Annotated in this window: 12 protein-coding genes; all 12 read right to left on the bottom strand. The window is 52.0% G+C overall.

The genetic code is table 11. The features are described from left to right. The gene (locus tag QMK61_RS04820; protein ID WP_345783619.1) at positions 1-585 is read right to left on the bottom strand and encodes a GNAT family N-acetyltransferase; all 585 of its coding nucleotides are present in this window, start codon (positions 583-585) and stop codon (positions 1-3) included. 5 nt (positions 586-590) lie between these two features. After that, a complete protein-coding gene (locus QMK61_RS04815; protein ID WP_302070872.1) occupies positions 591-1268 on the bottom strand; it encodes a sugar transferase in 678 nt (225 codons plus the stop codon). Positions 1269-1270: 2 nt separating this feature from the next. Next, a complete protein-coding gene (locus QMK61_RS04810) occupies positions 1271-2458 on the bottom strand; it encodes a UDP-N-acetylglucosamine 4,6-dehydratase (protein WP_302070870.1) in 1188 nt (395 codons plus the stop codon). A 50-nt stretch (positions 2459-2508) separates the two neighbouring features. Further along, positions 2509-3681: a LegC family aminotransferase gene (locus tag QMK61_RS04805; protein WP_302070856.1), complete on the bottom strand. Its 1173-nt coding sequence runs from the start codon at positions 3679-3681 to the stop codon at positions 2509-2511. After that, positions 3674-4828 carry a glycosyltransferase family 4 protein gene (locus QMK61_RS04800; protein WP_302070854.1) on the bottom strand — a complete coding sequence of 385 codons (1155 nt, stop codon included), beginning with the start codon at positions 4826-4828 and terminating at the stop codon, positions 3674-3676. The genes QMK61_RS04805 and QMK61_RS04800 overlap by 8 nt, the downstream gene beginning before the upstream one ends. An 82-nt stretch (positions 4829-4910) precedes the next feature. Then, positions 4911-6878, bottom strand: a complete 1968-nt coding sequence (asnB, locus tag QMK61_RS04795; protein WP_302070852.1) for an asparagine synthase (glutamine-hydrolyzing) — start codon at positions 6876-6878, stop codon at positions 4911-4913. After that, on the bottom strand, positions 6866-7960 hold the full coding sequence (locus QMK61_RS04790; protein WP_302070851.1) for a glycosyltransferase family 4 protein: 1095 nt from the start codon (positions 7958-7960) through the stop codon (positions 6866-6868). The genes asnB and QMK61_RS04790 overlap by 13 nt, the downstream gene beginning before the upstream one ends. Next, positions 7957-9357: a hypothetical protein gene (locus QMK61_RS04785; protein ID WP_302070849.1), complete on the bottom strand. Its 1401-nt coding sequence runs from the start codon at positions 9355-9357 to the stop codon at positions 7957-7959. The genes QMK61_RS04790 and QMK61_RS04785 overlap by 4 nt, the downstream gene beginning before the upstream one ends. Beyond that, positions 9354-10466 carry a hypothetical protein gene (locus QMK61_RS04780; protein ID WP_302070847.1) on the bottom strand — a complete coding sequence of 371 codons (1113 nt, stop codon included), beginning with the start codon at positions 10464-10466 and terminating at the stop codon, positions 9354-9356. Before QMK61_RS04780 ends, QMK61_RS04785 begins: the two co-directional genes overlap by 4 nt. A 201-nt stretch (positions 10467-10667) precedes the next feature. After that, the gene (locus QMK61_RS04775) at positions 10668-12458 is read right to left on the bottom strand and encodes a hypothetical protein (protein ID WP_302070845.1); all 1791 of its coding nucleotides are present in this window, start codon (positions 12456-12458) and stop codon (positions 10668-10670) included. 335 nt (positions 12459-12793) lie between these two features. Beyond that, on the bottom strand, positions 12794-14098 hold the full coding sequence (locus tag QMK61_RS04770; protein WP_302070843.1) for an oligosaccharide flippase family protein: 1305 nt from the start codon (positions 14096-14098) through the stop codon (positions 12794-12796). Then, entirely contained in the window at positions 14098-15198 is a 1101-nt protein-coding gene (locus tag QMK61_RS04765; protein WP_302070841.1) for a DegT/DnrJ/EryC1/StrS family aminotransferase, read from the bottom strand. The genes QMK61_RS04770 and QMK61_RS04765 overlap by 1 nt, the downstream gene beginning before the upstream one ends. Between the last annotated feature and the right edge of the window lie 199 nt (positions 15199-15397).

Genomic DNA, 15397 nt, shown 5'->3' with positions numbered 1-15397 from the left:
CTAACGCGCTAGCTGCTGCACGTAGATAATCGAGGCATCATCGCCTGCATGCACCCTTGTCTCGCCGGCAGGAGTAGCACCCATCCTAGTGTAGAAGCGATGTGCAGGCTGCAATGCCTTGCCTACAATAATCTTGAAAGAGTCCTGTCCATCTGATGCGAAGTACTCACATAACCTGCTATAGAGCCCGTCGGCTCGTTGCTGTCCGCGAAACAAAGCGTCTACTGCGATGCTCAGCAGCTCGGCATGCGGCAAGCTAGAATCGTTTTCTTTACTACCATACCGAATTATTTCCAGTATCCGCCGAATACGCGTGGGCTTGAATATTGACGGCGCCAAAGCCCAAGCAAGGCGAGGAAATTTGCATATCATCCGGGTATAGACCGGCTTCATTCCTATCGCGCCAGAGACAAACCCAACCACGCGCTTGCCTTCCATCGATACGATAAGCACGCTATCGTCGCATTCATCGATCGCCTCATACATCAGTGCCAGGAACCTCTCCCCCAATTGGGGAAGAAACCCCTGGCCGATGCAGGAGATATGCAATCGCGCGACTTGCCTGCAAATCTCCCGGCGATCCATCTCCATCAAGCAGCGGCCTCAAGCGCAGACTCAAGCACGGCCGACGGCACCGGGAGGTCAGGCAGCATCCGCCAGGCTGCGCGTGACTTCGGGAACAGCACGACCCAAGCTGTCAGCGCAATACATGTGAGATACGTACGCGCACCCTGATGCCGTACGTACCACTCTTCCAATTGGCCTTTGTAAGGCATGATGACTTCGTCATAGAAGTGGTCCGGATCGGCGTGAGCGTGCATCAGCTCTTCCTCATCGCGGAAGACGATGGAGCCCACTCCTGAAAGTCCCGGCCGCACCTTGACGATCTCGGCTTGCGAAGGAGCAGGAAAAGCATCGAAGCAGCGCTGAGTCTGCGGCCGCGGCCCGATGATGCTCATGTCACCTTTCAGGATATTGAGTAATTGAGGCAACTCATTGATCTTCGTCTTGCGTAGGAACCTGCCCACCGGAAGAATGCGCGGATCGTCCTTCACTGTCACAGTACCGGTGCCCAGATTAGGACTGTTCTTGAGCATGGTGGCGAACTTGTACAATCCGAACGGCTTGCCGCCAAGCCCCACTCGCTGCTGCACGTAGAACACCTCACCTTCTCCGCTAAGCCGCAGCACGATGGCTATGGGCACCAGCAGCGGAGAGAGCACCAGCAAGGCAAGGCCAGAGAAAATGACATCGAGCAACCGCTGCATGGTCACATCCTGCCGTCGAGATATTTACCGGTTTCCTTGTGAGCGAAATCGGGAATCATGTAATTGAACAAGTCCACGATCGGCATCTTGCTCCAGGTCGATTGATTTCGTAATGCATTGAGTTTCTCCATGAACACCTCGAGCCTGATCTGATCATAAACCGGAGCGTTTTTGATCACACCAATACTAGCAAACCGATTCATGTCCAAATTCTCGCGATCGGTGAAGAATTCTTCAAAATCCTTCTCGCCGGTGGTATCGCTGGCAAAAAAGTAGCAAGGCCATTTCTTCTGAGAAGTCAGCTCGGCAGCACGCGATCGGGCTTCCTCCTCGGTGGCGCATGGATAAGCCTCATACCCCAACGCGTGGAGGTAGCGCACCGCTATATCCGAGAATCGGGTTAAATCCAGAGCCTCGCTCAGCTTCGGGAAGAAGATGTCGCGATTCTCACCCAGCAGGCAGGACATCAGACAAAGCTCACCCGACTCCTGCGGCGTGACGAAATAGCGACGTACGTCGTTGGGAGCAGAGATCGGTTGCCGCTTGGCAAAACGCTGATTGAATCCGTGCAGCAACGAACCGTCCGAGAATGCCACGTTGGCAAAGCGCGCCGTCGAGACCGGCTGTCGTTCGCTCGCGCGCATCAGGAACATCTCCATAATGCGCTTGCTCGCTCCCATCATATTGACCGGGTTTGCCGCCTTATCTGTAGATACACAGAAATATTTCCGTGCGCCAGTGGCAGCGGCCAGCTCAATCGTCTTGACCGTGTTCAACACGTTTACCTCTATCAAGCGCATCAGCGTGAAGGGGTCCTTTTCGCTACGCACATGCTTAAGCGCTGACAGATTTAATACATAATCATAGCCGTCGCCCGATGCGAGCAGCGCATCGAATTCACGACTACCGCAATCGATGGCAAAAGTACGGAAGTCACCATCGATGTAACCGAGCGTGCTGCGGATGTCGCGCACCAGCTCGACCATGTTGTTTTCGCTGATGTCCACCACGTGCAACACCCGCGGCTTGCGCCTGAAGATCTCACGCGTCACCGCCTGGCCGATGGAACCGGCACCGCCGATGACCAGAAAGCGACCAGCACCAACAAGTTCGGACAGCATCGCCTCTTCCCGGGACACATCCGTGTCGAAAAGGGGCTTGGTACGGCCAATCAACTCAAGTATGTTCATGTGATTCCATATACATCGAGGTTCTTCCTCCCGGAACACGCTGTCCGTGCTCAAGTCGCAACTATTGCACTATCCGGCACGCTGGAAGGCAGGTTGATCACCCGTTCCTCCAGCCAACGTGAATTTTCCAGACCGTCATGCTGACAGTCCTTGTACATTTCCAGCCGAGTCATCAGCCGCCAGATCGGCCGCGTCATCACGCCTTGGGCATTGCTGTATTCAAGGAATGCATCACGCTCAGCTAGCGAATCGAGCACAATGGCATTGAGCCAATAGTTGGACTTGGTCCCCGCAGGCGCACGCATATATTGGATGTCATGCCGATCGAAAAACTCGCCGTAGCGCCGCGCCACATCAGCCTTGATGGCTAGGAACCGCGGGAGTTCCTCCATCTGCGCGCACCCCAGTGCAGCATTGAGATTTGGCATGCGGTAGTTGAAGCCCGTGAGATCGTGTACGAACTCATACGGATGCGGAATCTTGGCTGTAGTGGTGAGGTGCTTGGCGCGCACGGCCAGCTCGTCATCATCCGTGATGATCATGCCACCGCCGCCCGTGGTGATCACCTTGTTGCCGTTAAAGCTCAATGTGGCCATCTTACCAAACGTGCCAGTGTGACGTCGCCCCACATAGCTGCCCAACGATTCGGCGGCATCCTCGATCACCGTGATACCGGAATCCCGACACAGCGCCACGATTTCCTCGATGCGACACGGCAAGCCAAATGTATGCATCGGTACGCACGCCGCAATGCGCCTCCCGGTCCTCTTGTTGAAGGCTTGGCCACTCCTGCGTGTAACATGGGCAGCAAGAAACCTTCGCAGTGCATCGGGACTCATGCCCAGCGTCTCGCGATCTACATCCACGAATACCGCGTGTGCACCTGCATAACTCAAGGCATTGCAGGTAGCGATGAAGGTGACAGCCTGGCTAATCACCTCATCGCCACGTTCCACGCCCGCCAACAGCAGCGACACATGCAGCGCCGCCGTACCGTTAACTGTGGCTACTGCGTGTTTCGCACCGGTAAAGGCGGCTATTTTCTGTTCAAATTCCGTGACGCGTTTTCCTACTGAGGAGACAAAATTGGAGTCGATGCAATCGATCAGGTACTGCTTTTCGTTGCCATCAAATACTGGGCGATGCAGAGGAATGAAACCATCGCCATAGATGGAACGCGTCAAATCGATAATTGTCTCGAACATTTCGACGGAGTCAGTCATGAGGACCACTCCGACCTACGGTCATCGCATCCAGCCCCATCTCTCGTATCATGATTTCATTGACCTTATGAACGTCATACTTTGTTTCTGCGATCTTGCGCGATTCCCAACCCATCTTCGATGCAAGCGTAGAATCTAAAAGAAACGCTTCCATCGCATGGACCAAGGCATCAACCGACTTAACGGGGACAAGGAACCCATTTCGTCCATCCACAACCGTTTCGCGACAACCTGGCGCATCCGTGGTAATAACTGGCCGCCCCATGGACATGGCCTCCAGGACCGTGCGCGGTGTTCCTTCTCGGTAGGACGGCAGCACATAGACCGTGCACGACGCGATGGCCGGACGTACGTCATCGAGTCTACCGATGTACTCAATCGCTCCATTTGCTATCCAACCATCAAGTTCCGACTGGACAATGGAATCTGGGTTTTCATCAATCCAACCTGCCAAACAAAAGCGAGCCGCAGGATAAGTTGCTTGAACCAGACGCGCTGCCGCCGCATATTCGCGCACGCCCTTGTCGCCCAGCAGGCGACAGATCATCAGGAATCGAACTTCCTTGTTCGGAAGTGGCTCTTGCACAAATTGCTGAACATCTACTCCGGAGCCATTGACGACGGCTACGGGAAGGGACGGTTGAACAATACCTAGTTCCCTGAAGAGCGCATGATCGTCAGGGTTCTGGAAAAACACCTTGTCGGTCCGCTTCAAAGCGAACGTATACATCTGACGAATCAGGCTCTGCAGGCGACCGCTGCGACCATTTGTGAAGGCAAATCCCAGGCCTGTAATCATCGCGAATCGACGTGGAACCCGCGTTAGCCATGCCGCAATGCTGCCGTATATTACTGGCTTGATCGTATAACCCAACACTACGTCGGGCTTCAAGTCCCGCATCAATTTTACCAGTCGCCAAAGCAGCCACAGATCGGCCACCGGATTCGTTCCGGCGCGCCGCGCAGGAATATCGTGACAAACGACTCCCATTCGCTCCAATTTCATTCGCATTGACTGATTCGTACTGATTCCTGGCGCCGCAGCATGAACCTCCAGACCATTCGCAACCAACTCTGCTATCAACGCGCCGCGAAAAAGCACCAACGAATCAGCAAATCCAGCGATAATCAAGAACCGATGCGTCACACATACCCTCAAATTAACCAATCATGAGAAACTGCCAAGTTCCGAATAAGCAGCATTTAAACAAACCGGCAAATGCCAAATTCTACCCATCGTTTCTAAGCCAAGACTGAAACATCAGCACGCCCCACAATCGATAAGTGGAATCGGCTCGACCTGATAAGTGGGCCTGCCACATTGCACGAATCGGGCCCGGATCGAAGAATCCTTCCCTCCGTAGACCGTCTTCTGCTAAAAGGGACTCAGCCCAATCACGCAGCGGACCACGTAACCATTGATGCACTGGACCACCGAAACCCTGCTTGGGGCGCTCAATCAGCTCCCTCGGCACATACTGATACAACACCTGGCGCAATAGCCATTTACCCTGACCGTTACGTATTTTCTTTTGCACCGGAAGGCGCCAAGCATATTCAACCACGCGATGGTCGAGCAGCGGCACACGCGCTTCCAGACCCACTGCCATGCTAGCCCTGTCCACCTTGGTAAGAATATCGCCGGGAAGATACGTGACAAGATCGTTGTACATCATCCTTTCCGCCGGATCGGTCAGAACCGCGCGCATGAAAGGATCGTCAAGCATCGTATGAGGCTCGGAAGCATCTAGAACCACGGCTGCCGGATCGCGCCATTGTGATACCAACAATCTGTAACGCTCTTCATTGGATGACGCGCCGAGCATGTCAACAAGCATGTCCGCCTTGGCGCGCGGATTCTTCAATCGAAAACGGGCCGGCAACATGGGAGTAAGGTGCTCCAACGAGCGACCAAACCACTGCCCCCTCAATGCTCCCGACAGCGCGCGTCTGACAGGATGCGGAATGCTGTCTAGTCTTTGGCGCAATCCACCACCCCAAAAGTGGCGGTTGTAACCAGCAAATAACTCGTCTCCACCATCGCCAGAAAGAGCTACGGTGACCGTGCCGCGTGCAAATTTTGATACTAGAAAAGTTGGGATCTGCGACGAGTCAGCAAAGGGTTCGTCGAACATCGTGGGCAACTGCGGCACGACATTCAATGCGTCCCGAGCAGTCACATACAGCTCATGATGGTCAGTGCCGAGGTGTTTAGCCACAGCCTTGGCGTGCTTGGCCTCGTCATAGTCATCACCTTCAAAACCGATCGAGAAGGTCTTTACCGGTCTTGACGCCTGCACTTGCATCAGCGCCGTCACCGCGGACGAATCGACTCCGCCGGAAAGGAACGCTCCCAACGGCACATCCGCCTCCATTCGAAGCCTCACTGCATCACGTAATAGCCTGTCAAGTTCGGCAGTCGCATCGGCATCCGATAGCTTGAATCGCTCCCGCTCACCCGCTTCTGCAACATCCCGTGCTGACCAAAAATGCGCGATGCGTGATGTTAATGCCGCCACATTCATCGGCGTCCTTGCGATCTGCGCATCTACGCGCAGAAAACATCCTGGCGGCAATTTGTAGATATGCTGCCAGATAGACCAAGGTTCAGGAATATAGTTGTAGCGCAACAACAAGCATAATGCGTCACGATTTATTTGATTTGCAAATCCAGGAATTGCCGAAAACGCCTTCAGTTCCGATGAGAAAGCGAAAAAAGATCCACCCCAGCCGTAATACAACGGCTTGATACCAAGGCGATCACGAGCAAGCACCAAAGTACGGTTTTGCTTGTCCCACAGCGCAAAAGCGAACATGCCAACAAAACGGTCTAGGGCAGCTTCCAAGCCCCAATGTTCGATCGCCGCCAGCATGACCTCAGTGTCGGAGTGCCCACGAAATGCGAAACCTGCCTTTTCCAATTCCGGACGCAAGCGGGCGTGGTTATACACCTCGCCGTTGAACACGATGACATGTCGACCACTTGGTGACATCATGGGCTGGTGACCAAGCGGCGACAAGTCGACAATCGACAGGCGTCGATGGCCAAGTGCAATACCGGCATTGGCGTCTGCAAAAAAGCCAGCGTCATCAGGCCCGCGATGACGGAGAGCACCAGTCATGGCGCGAAGCAGCTGGTCACGACATTGTGGCGAACCGCTGGCGCCACTCTCCCATATCCCTGTTATGCCGCACATGGTTTGTCTCGATTCCTTGCGACATCTCGAAAAATGGCAGCCAATCTCGGCGCCTGTACATCCACGCTATACCAATCGGTCACAGATTTACGACCATCCTTCCCCATTTCTGATCGCAGTGGAGCATCGTCAAGCAGCCTGTCGATGGCTTCGCGCCATTCCTCTTGCGAGTCAGCAAGCAGTCCCCCGCCGTGTTTTGCAATTTCATCGTTCACCCCTACCGGTGATGCAATGAAGGGTACACCGCTCGCCATATACTGAATCAACTTGTAGCCGCACTTGCCACGCTCCCACTCAGTATCCACAAGCGGCATGATGCCGACATCCATCTTAGCCACCATCGACGCTTCCTCTTCCTCGACCCATTGGCAGATTTCAACATCAACTCCCGGGAATAGATGCCGTACGGATTGGCGGGGACCAATCAAAAGCAATCGGGCACTATGTCGCTTGCAGGCATCTGCCAAAACTCCCGCAACGACATTCAAATATTTTTCGGTAGCCGGCGATCCGATCCATCCAATCGTCAGGCTTTTGCCGAAGCGATCATCAGCCACAATATATCTGGATGGGTCGACAACTGTTGGAACAACTTCGACGCGTGCCGCCCCGGCACGAATTGCATGAGCTGCAAGGTAATTGTTACCGGCGATGACACAGGCGGCATTTGCCATGATCTGATCAATCTTGCTACCGAGAACCTCTCGCACCATCCGGTTTGCAGACCGGTCGTAACGATGAAAAAGTGCATCGTCATATTCAACGACATAGGGGCGCAGTGACCTTGTCAACAATGACTCTAAAAGATAGGGAAGAAGCTCACCCTCAATCCATGTAATGTCACTAGAACGGCCGCATAAGGCATCGAATACACGTCGCGGGTAATACCCAAACGCCCTAGCTTTATTCAAGCGCCCTCCATTAATGTAAATATTCCTCAAATAGCCGTTGCCGAAGAGTGGCTTTTTTCGGACAGAAACGCCCAATTCTTCCAAGAGGGGAAGGAATTGATACATCCTGAGACGCGAACTCGCTCCAAGCTGATCATATTTGGAATACAAAGTTACAGACAGATTGTTCATAATGAACGCGGCGTCCCCGCTTCGTCGCGCGACAAAAAAGCGTGTCTGCGCGGCAGCGTTTGCCGAATTCGACCAAACAAAACATACGGAATAGCGATAATTACAAGCATGACCATCAACGTGAAGAATCCGCGCAACAGTGGAAATTGAGAAAAATCACCAGTTACATTTTGCGAAACAAGTGCAATCGGCATGAAGTACATGGACGATACGCGTGCGTTAAATAAGCGCTTCAAAATCCAGCCGATTAACTTGATCCCGATTGCAAAGGAGATCCCCACAATGACTGGCGATATAACAACCAAAGTCATCCCACCCATTCCAAATGCCTCAGACACAAAAAACGAATTCTTCATGCCGGTATTATCTGCCGCAAAACCTTCGACATCCATCATAAGCTTGCGCGCGTACGAAAGATGCGGCACAAAACTGTGGGAAAGCGGAAATATGTCGATCCAAAAATCGCCTGTCACCCGTCTCCCCAAACTTTGGTAAAACGAAATTCCGTCATAGGTTCCAGCCATTTGCCCGACACCCAGACGATTCGCCAAATACCCCCCGAACAACTCAGGTGTCAAGCTTGGAACTTGCAGCGACACAAGTAAATATAAAACACCAAAAGCAAGAGGAATTCCCAATACGGTGAAAAGCACTACAGATCGCGGATTTAAGCCCCGCTGGCGCACAACCGCATAAGCCAATGCAATCATGATCAAGGCTTGAAGCACAGGTCCCTTGCCCCCAGCTGCACCTGCTAACAGCACAGTGCACACAGTATAAAACCCGCCCTCTGCATACCGGCGTTTTCCATAAGCAAAACCGGCATGCACGGCGGTTATCCAACCGGAAACAGTAATTAAATATTGAAAAATGGATGGAAGGTCAGTGAAGTATTTGTTTGCACGCCTCACCGTCCACAAATCATCTCCCGTCAGGAGCACATCAATCAGAGCATTATGAAATTTAAGGAAGACAATCCCAAATATCATGATCCCCATGCCGCTCACCATGGCTGCAAATGCAAAACGCTGAGAAGCTTGGTAATCTTGCGGGCCGCAGCACGCCCCATACTCTACTTTCTTACTGAATACCACGCGAAGCGACAAACTTAAAGTAATGAAAAACAAAGTGACCGCATATAGTACAATTAAGCTAATATTAAAAGTCTGGCCATCTGTCGCCACAAATAGTGACTGCGGAAACGCACCAACCCCATATATTGCTATTAATATTGGAGCAAGCAAAACCATTACAAACTGCAAATACAGTAGCAGTGCCCACCAACCAAACCGCTGGCCTTTTGGGGAAAAACCGAGCTCAGTATGCCTAAGCAATTTTGGGACAAGCACCATAATGGCGAAAGTCCACGCCAGAATAATTACCAGCTCCCTACTCATTTTGGTGTCATCTCTGTCGATAGAGATTTCAACAAATCCTTCATTAAAACGCCTTTGTCAATATAGGGGCGTGCTGCATCGGCCACGACCTGACGCGACACACTACGCATGGATTTAGCATATTTAACAATTGCTTCAATACTTACCGGACCATTAACGTAATACTGAAATGCCGATGGAAATACATCATCGTAACCAGCATATACAGGAAGGCCCATAGTTAGATAATCGCGAACTTTAAGAGTGCAGGCTTGATACATTTTTTTCCGTTGTAAAGCGAAAGTGGACAGTCCGATGTCACAAAGCGCAGCAATCTTTCGAATACTTTCGCGTGGCATGCTGCCGTGCAGACGAACACGCGGATCTCTTGCAGCCAACCGGTGCTCATGTTCAGACAGCTGACCAATCAAGTGCAAAGTCAATTCCTCTTTTGATTCGCGCAATGCACTCAACAACAAATCGAGTCCGTGCCATACCGCAAAAGTCCCGGCGACATACAGCAACTTTGGCAGCCCTTGGCGTTCATCCAATACCACATCATCCGAGTATTCGACGCCATTCGGAAATACCGCAGTACGCAAACAGGCCCTACCTGTGCGCTCGTATTCGTAGCGCGCTATCTCGTCCGTAACACCAATGGTTCCAGTTGCCGCACGTAAAGTGGCAGGGCCGAGGAACGAGTCTGCTACGCCACGCACCATCCCCATCAGCGTGTGAGATGAAAATAGCTCAGGAACTTCCAGTGTGTGATGCACAAAGTAGACAGGGCATTTCGCCTTGCGTACGAACGCCAGCTGATACGGGTCATGAAAGTTGTAGCGCAGCAAAAGTACATCATAGCTATCTTGCACGCATCCAAGCCAATCGTAATAGCTACGCCGAAACTTGAACCAGGACCTTATTTTCTGCGTCAACGATTTCAGGTCTTGAAATGATACAACATCAGAATATTGTACGATCGCCGATGGCTTAGTGGAATCTCGAGGACAGAAAAAGCGACTATCCCAGGCCAACCCAACATTCTCTGCGGCCTGTTGCTCCCAGGTCATCTGGGTAAGTTGTCCACGTGACGGAGTCATCATTGCTGCACTATGCAATATACGCATCATTGTCACTTCCAGAAAGTATTAAAAATTCATGATAGCCCGCAACTATGTGTGATATTTAGTATTGCTCTGCCGGCATACATACACTGGAATATGCCCAAGCAATCATGAAACACGCCGTGTATTTCACCAATCCCACAGAATAGACTCCCATTGATTCGTAGCACCAATTAAATTTACAGGCTCATGGCTATAACGAACGACTCAGTTCGGCAGCTTGTATGCGAATACATCAGACCCACAAGCAAAATACAACTCGTCGCGCACCACAGCCGCTCCAGCAGTTATTGCCTCAGGCGCTTTTGCAACTAACCTGGTCTCTCCAGACAAAGAGTTAATTACAAATACCCCTTTATTCGCCAAGCCATAAATCATGCCATTACTTAGAATTGTTGCACCGTTATAAATTATGTTGCCATAATCGACCTTCGCTAAACGTCTTACTTGATGCGATGATGGCGAATACTCAAAAAGAGTGCCTCCCGCGAATCCAAATAATCTACCATCTACAGCAAAAACAAGATCTGTAATGCTTGGCGCACCAGGAACAGGAGCGATTTGCCACTCAACCCGCCGAGTTGTGGGATTAAATGCAAAGAGCACCGCGCTTTTTGCTTTAGGTGTTGTACCACTTCCACCGACAATACTTGTCCCCCCATATATCAGACCATTCCTGTCTACTGTCAACGACACAATGCTTTGATTTGGGATCAGTCCAGGGATGCTCTGCACCTTATTTGTTTTCAGATTCCAGATGTCGAATTGGCCATTAATCTGACCCGTGCCACCAATCGATCCAACATACGCCATATGGTTACTATCAACTGCAATAGCCATGGGCCTCCATCCTTCATCGGCTGATGGATACGAAACTTGCGTTGGATTACTAGAAGCCCCATTGCTTTCAGCTGTTACACGCAAGCTGGGCGTGTATGACATCAACGGCGTCGGTGCACCATACGCACCGATAAGCAACTGCCCATCATGCCAAAGCAAGGAGTATGCCTCCCCGTCACCCCATTTCCCTAAGTTTTCGAATGCTCCGGTCGCGGTATTCAGTGAAAAAATATGCATGGGCAATATTGTAGACCCGAATATTATTCCATTGCTTCCCGCTGCCAAACGAAAGATTGGCATGCTTTCGCCATCACCCTTAATCTTCGGCAAGGTCGCAGGCACACCTGCCGCCATTAATTTATCAAGCGTCTGTTTTGAAATTTCCTCAGCATTGCCGTTGTGCAATTGATAGAAAAGCTTTGGGCCGACCGCATAGACCACATCATTTCTATTCTTCACAACATGATAAAATCCAATTTCTCTTGCATTTTTCGGAACTATTTCTTTTAGTTCTCTAAATTTAATATTGTATGCAATAATGCCGGCCTTGGTTGAGCCGGTACCTATATAAAGATAGCCATCGCCCCCGGCAACAATATAGCGTGCAAACTCATTCTGACGACTCATTCGCCCAAGATTCGTCGCGACTCCTGTTTTAGGGTCGAAGGAAAACAAACTACAGTGAGGGGATGTCACTCCATATATTTTCCCGTCCTTTGCAACTGCAAGATCCCATACAAATTTTTCTCCTTGGATTGGTATACCGATATCCTCCAATTTCTGTGTGCGCGTATTTAGCCGATACAAATGAGCATTAGGAACAGTGCCCATATACATGTTGCCATCAGGCCCGAGGGATAGGCCATACGCTGTTGTTTCAGTTTTGACGGGATTGGAATATTTCTTAAGCATACCCGTCGCAGGGTTTATAGCCATGGTACTTATACCCTTTCCCAGGTATGTACGTGTGACATAAAGGGTGCGCGCGCCGATCTTTGGTGATGGTCCTTCCGCACTACCAGTAATTTTCCCTGGCGCTACGAATGCGCCGATCTTCCTAAATGAATCACTTTGACTGGCTGCAACACCTTGGCTCGTCAGCAGCAAGGCACTTACGATGAAACCATAAGCTTTCCGTAAGCCTCTTGACTTTGCCATGGCTATTTCCACCCATTGGATAGACAGCAGACTATTTGACGTCGAGCTTTTCTCAAAGAGACGCTCAGCTTGGTTCGAATTTTGAGCCAACCTAGCGACAAACTTGAGTTGTTCCAGCTAATGTAGTTTTATACTATCTTGCACACGTATATTTCTGAATCAGTCTTAACGCTTGCAGACATACATTCAAATCTGTATGACAATCGCTAGAGAGTACCCATTTTTCAAATGTCATATCATCACCTAATTAGGGTTGGTCAATGTTTATCGAGATAGTTTTCTGCTAAAGCTATTATATTCTAGCCAATTATTCGTAAATTTTACCAATAAAAATTTCACCGTGTTTCCAATTGTGCTTCGACGACCACCACAAGCAGGACAAGATATATTATATAAGAAAGCACTCCTGTCCCAGACAAGATGCTGACAAGCTCCAAAAATGACGGATGCGTGTATTTCGCAACAAAAAACGCCAGGATGAATAATGATGCAGCCCCTACATCATAGACAAACTTGTATTCCTGAGCCTGAATTACCGACAGGGTTCGGCTTAGAGAACTCACTACTAACGCCGCGTACAGCCACGGCGCGATGATCGCAGCCGCCCAACCCGCCGCTTTCCATTTTTGACCGAAAATCCACGGCACTAGCCATGGGCCCAATACGATTACGGCAACCAACGGCACGAGACCAAAGAGTGCCAACTTGCGCATCAATTTGTAGAACAAGCCACGGGCGCGTGCTGCTTCTCCCGCCACCAAAGCGCTTGCCAGCTCCATCTGGAACACGTCCGCGACCGCACTACCTATCTGCGTATTGGGTATCCCGACCATTGCACGCGCAAGACCGAACCAGCCGGCAGCTGCCGCACCATGCAATGAGGCGACCATCGGCAACGGTAGCGTCAATGCCAGCTGGTTTACCCAAGTTGATGGGGTTTCGAAAGCAGGAAATTTGCTGAATCGTCGCGCCACGCCAACAAGATCACAGCGTCGTATGCTGATGGGCTTGCTGGAAGCAAAGTGCTTGCGGGCATTGCGCGCAAGCTCAAGCATCGCCCCCCACGCACCGGCGAATTCTGCGGCGAACAACGCTATTGTCCCGCCACCGAAAAGACCGAGCGCCACACGCGTGCCGGCATTGGCGGCTGACCGGGCGATTGTTGCCTTGGTGATGTCATTCACGGTGCCCGCGCGTAGCGCCCACGAGCGGTACACCATGAATATCCCATAACCCAACAAAATGGGCACGGCTGCAAATGGAGCCCAATTCGGCAACAACTCGAAACCCAGCATGCCCGTGCGCTGCAACCCTAGTAAAATCGGCAGTCCAAGCACAGACATCACCACAACCAACACGACGGCTAAGCGATGTACAACATGTGACTCTTCATCGTCCCTCGCGATCAGTAGGGCGTATTCGTAACGCAAGGAAAGCGTTGCCGACCAGAAACCAAAAAACGCGAGAAATAGTGAGATCACGCCAATCTGCGCCGGCGTATATAGCCTTGTTACGATAGGCATCATGCAAACGGTGATGGCCTGTGCTGCAGCGGTTCCGCTTGCCAAGGCGACGATGCCACGAGCTAGACGCCCTCTTGGCAGACATGCAGCGATACGCTCGCGCAGAATGGCAAGCATCAGACTGCCACAGCACAAGCGTCGGCCACTGCTTGGGCCATGGCGGAGACGCTGGTTTGGTCAAGGTAAGAATGCATTGGCAAGCTAATTACCCGTTCAGCCACCGTATCGCCTACGGGCAGCTTTGCTTTAACGTCAACCACTGCTGGTTGGCGGTTGAGTGGAATGGGGTAATGCACGGCAGTGGGGATGCCAGACGCCTTGAGCTTCTCCTGCACGTCGGATCGTTGATCGACCTGAATGGTGTATTGTGCCCAGCTACTACCATTATGCGATTCTATGTAAGGCGTGGTTGCCACGCCGGCCCTGCAGAGCAGCTCGCTGTAACATCCCGCCACGCGTTGGCGGACCTCGATCTCATCGTTTAGGATTTCCAGCTTGGGCAACAGAATGGCGGCCTGCAGGGTATCCAGCCGGCTATTTACGCCTACGCGAATGTGATGATAGCGCCGATCCTGCCCGTGTCGGGCAATCTGGCGCATGACCTTAGCCAGCTCATCGTCGCTGGTGAAGATGGCGCCGCCGTCCCCATAGCAGCCCAGCGGCTTGCTGGGGAAGAAGCTGGTGCAAGCGATGGTGGTGAGGTTGCAGCTCTTGCGCCCCTTGTAACTGGCGCCGAAGCTCTGCGCAGCGTCCTCGATCACCGTGATGCCATGCTTGGCGGCAATGGCATTGATGGCATCGAAGTCGGCGCACTGGCCGTAGAGCGATACCGGGATGATGGCCTTGGTCTTCGGCGTGATGGCCGCTTCCAGCAGTGCTGGGTCCAGGTTGTAGGTGCGGGGATCAATGTCCACGTAGACCGGCTTGGCACCCAGCAAGGCCACCGTCTCCGCGGTGGCGATGTAAGTGAAGCCGGGCGTGATTACCTCATCGCCGGGACCGATGCCCAACGCCATCTGGGCGATCTGCAAGGCGTCGGTGCCGTTGGCCACGGTGATGCAATGCCTGGCGCCGGTGTAGGCAGCCAGCTTCTCTTCCAGCTCCGCCACTTCCGGACCCAGAATGTACTGGCCGTGTGCCAGCACGCGCTGGATGCCGGCATCGATCTTGTCCTTGATGCGTGCCTGCTGGGCCTTGAGGTCGATGAAGTCGATCATGAGTATTCCCGAAATGGATTACGTGCAATGCAGCTGCTTTCACTTGTTGCCGAATGGGCGAAAAGGAAAGGGCTAAACAATCGGCTTCCGGTACATCAGCAGGAATGCTGCACTTTATGTCCAACGACCTGGAAGCCCTGGTTCCCGGCTTGACCAGCCCTTCAGCTGCTGAAATGCACCTGGCCAAGGTGGTGAGCGA

Origin of the sequence: Fulvimonas sp. R45 (assembly GCF_030504985.1) — a bacterium.
GTDB lineage: Bacteria > Pseudomonadota > Gammaproteobacteria > Xanthomonadales > Rhodanobacteraceae > Rhodanobacter_A.
The sequence above is the reverse complement of the archived record's forward strand: the minus strand, read 5'-3'. Positions and strand labels throughout refer to the sequence as shown.

Coding starts and splice junctions, on each gene's coding strand:
- QMK61_RS04810 (WP_302070870.1), bottom strand. CDS start 2,458: ATGAACATACTTGAGTTGATTGGCCGTACCAAGCCCCTTTTCGACACG.
- asnB (WP_302070852.1), bottom strand. CDS start 6,878: ATGTGCGGCATAACAGGGATATGGGAGAGTGGCGCCAGCGGTTCGCCA.
- QMK61_RS04775 (WP_302070845.1), bottom strand. CDS start 12,458: ATGGCAAAGTCAAGAGGCTTACGGAAAGCTTATGGTTTCATCGTAAGT.
- QMK61_RS04815 (WP_302070872.1), bottom strand. CDS start 1,268: ATGCAGCGGTTGCTCGATGTCATTTTCTCTGGCCTTGCCTTGCTGGTG.
- QMK61_RS04805 (WP_302070856.1), bottom strand. CDS start 3,681: ATGACTGACTCCGTCGAAATGTTCGAGACAATTATCGATTTGACGCGT.
- QMK61_RS04790 (WP_302070851.1), bottom strand. CDS start 7,960: ATGAACAATCTGTCTGTAACTTTGTATTCCAAATATGATCAGCTTGGA.
- QMK61_RS04780 (WP_302070847.1), bottom strand. CDS start 10,466: ATGATGCGTATATTGCATAGTGCAGCAATGATGACTCCGTCACGTGGA.
- QMK61_RS04785 (WP_302070849.1), bottom strand. CDS start 9,357: ATGAGTAGGGAGCTGGTAATTATTCTGGCGTGGACTTTCGCCATTATG.
- QMK61_RS04765 (WP_302070841.1), bottom strand. CDS start 15,198: ATGATCGACTTCATCGACCTCAAGGCCCAGCAGGCACGCATCAAGGAC.
- QMK61_RS04820 (WP_345783619.1), bottom strand. CDS start 585: ATGGATCGCCGGGAGATTTGCAGGCAAGTCGCGCGATTGCATATCTCC.
- QMK61_RS04770 (WP_302070843.1), bottom strand. CDS start 14,098: ATGCTTGCCATTCTGCGCGAGCGTATCGCTGCATGTCTGCCAAGAGGG.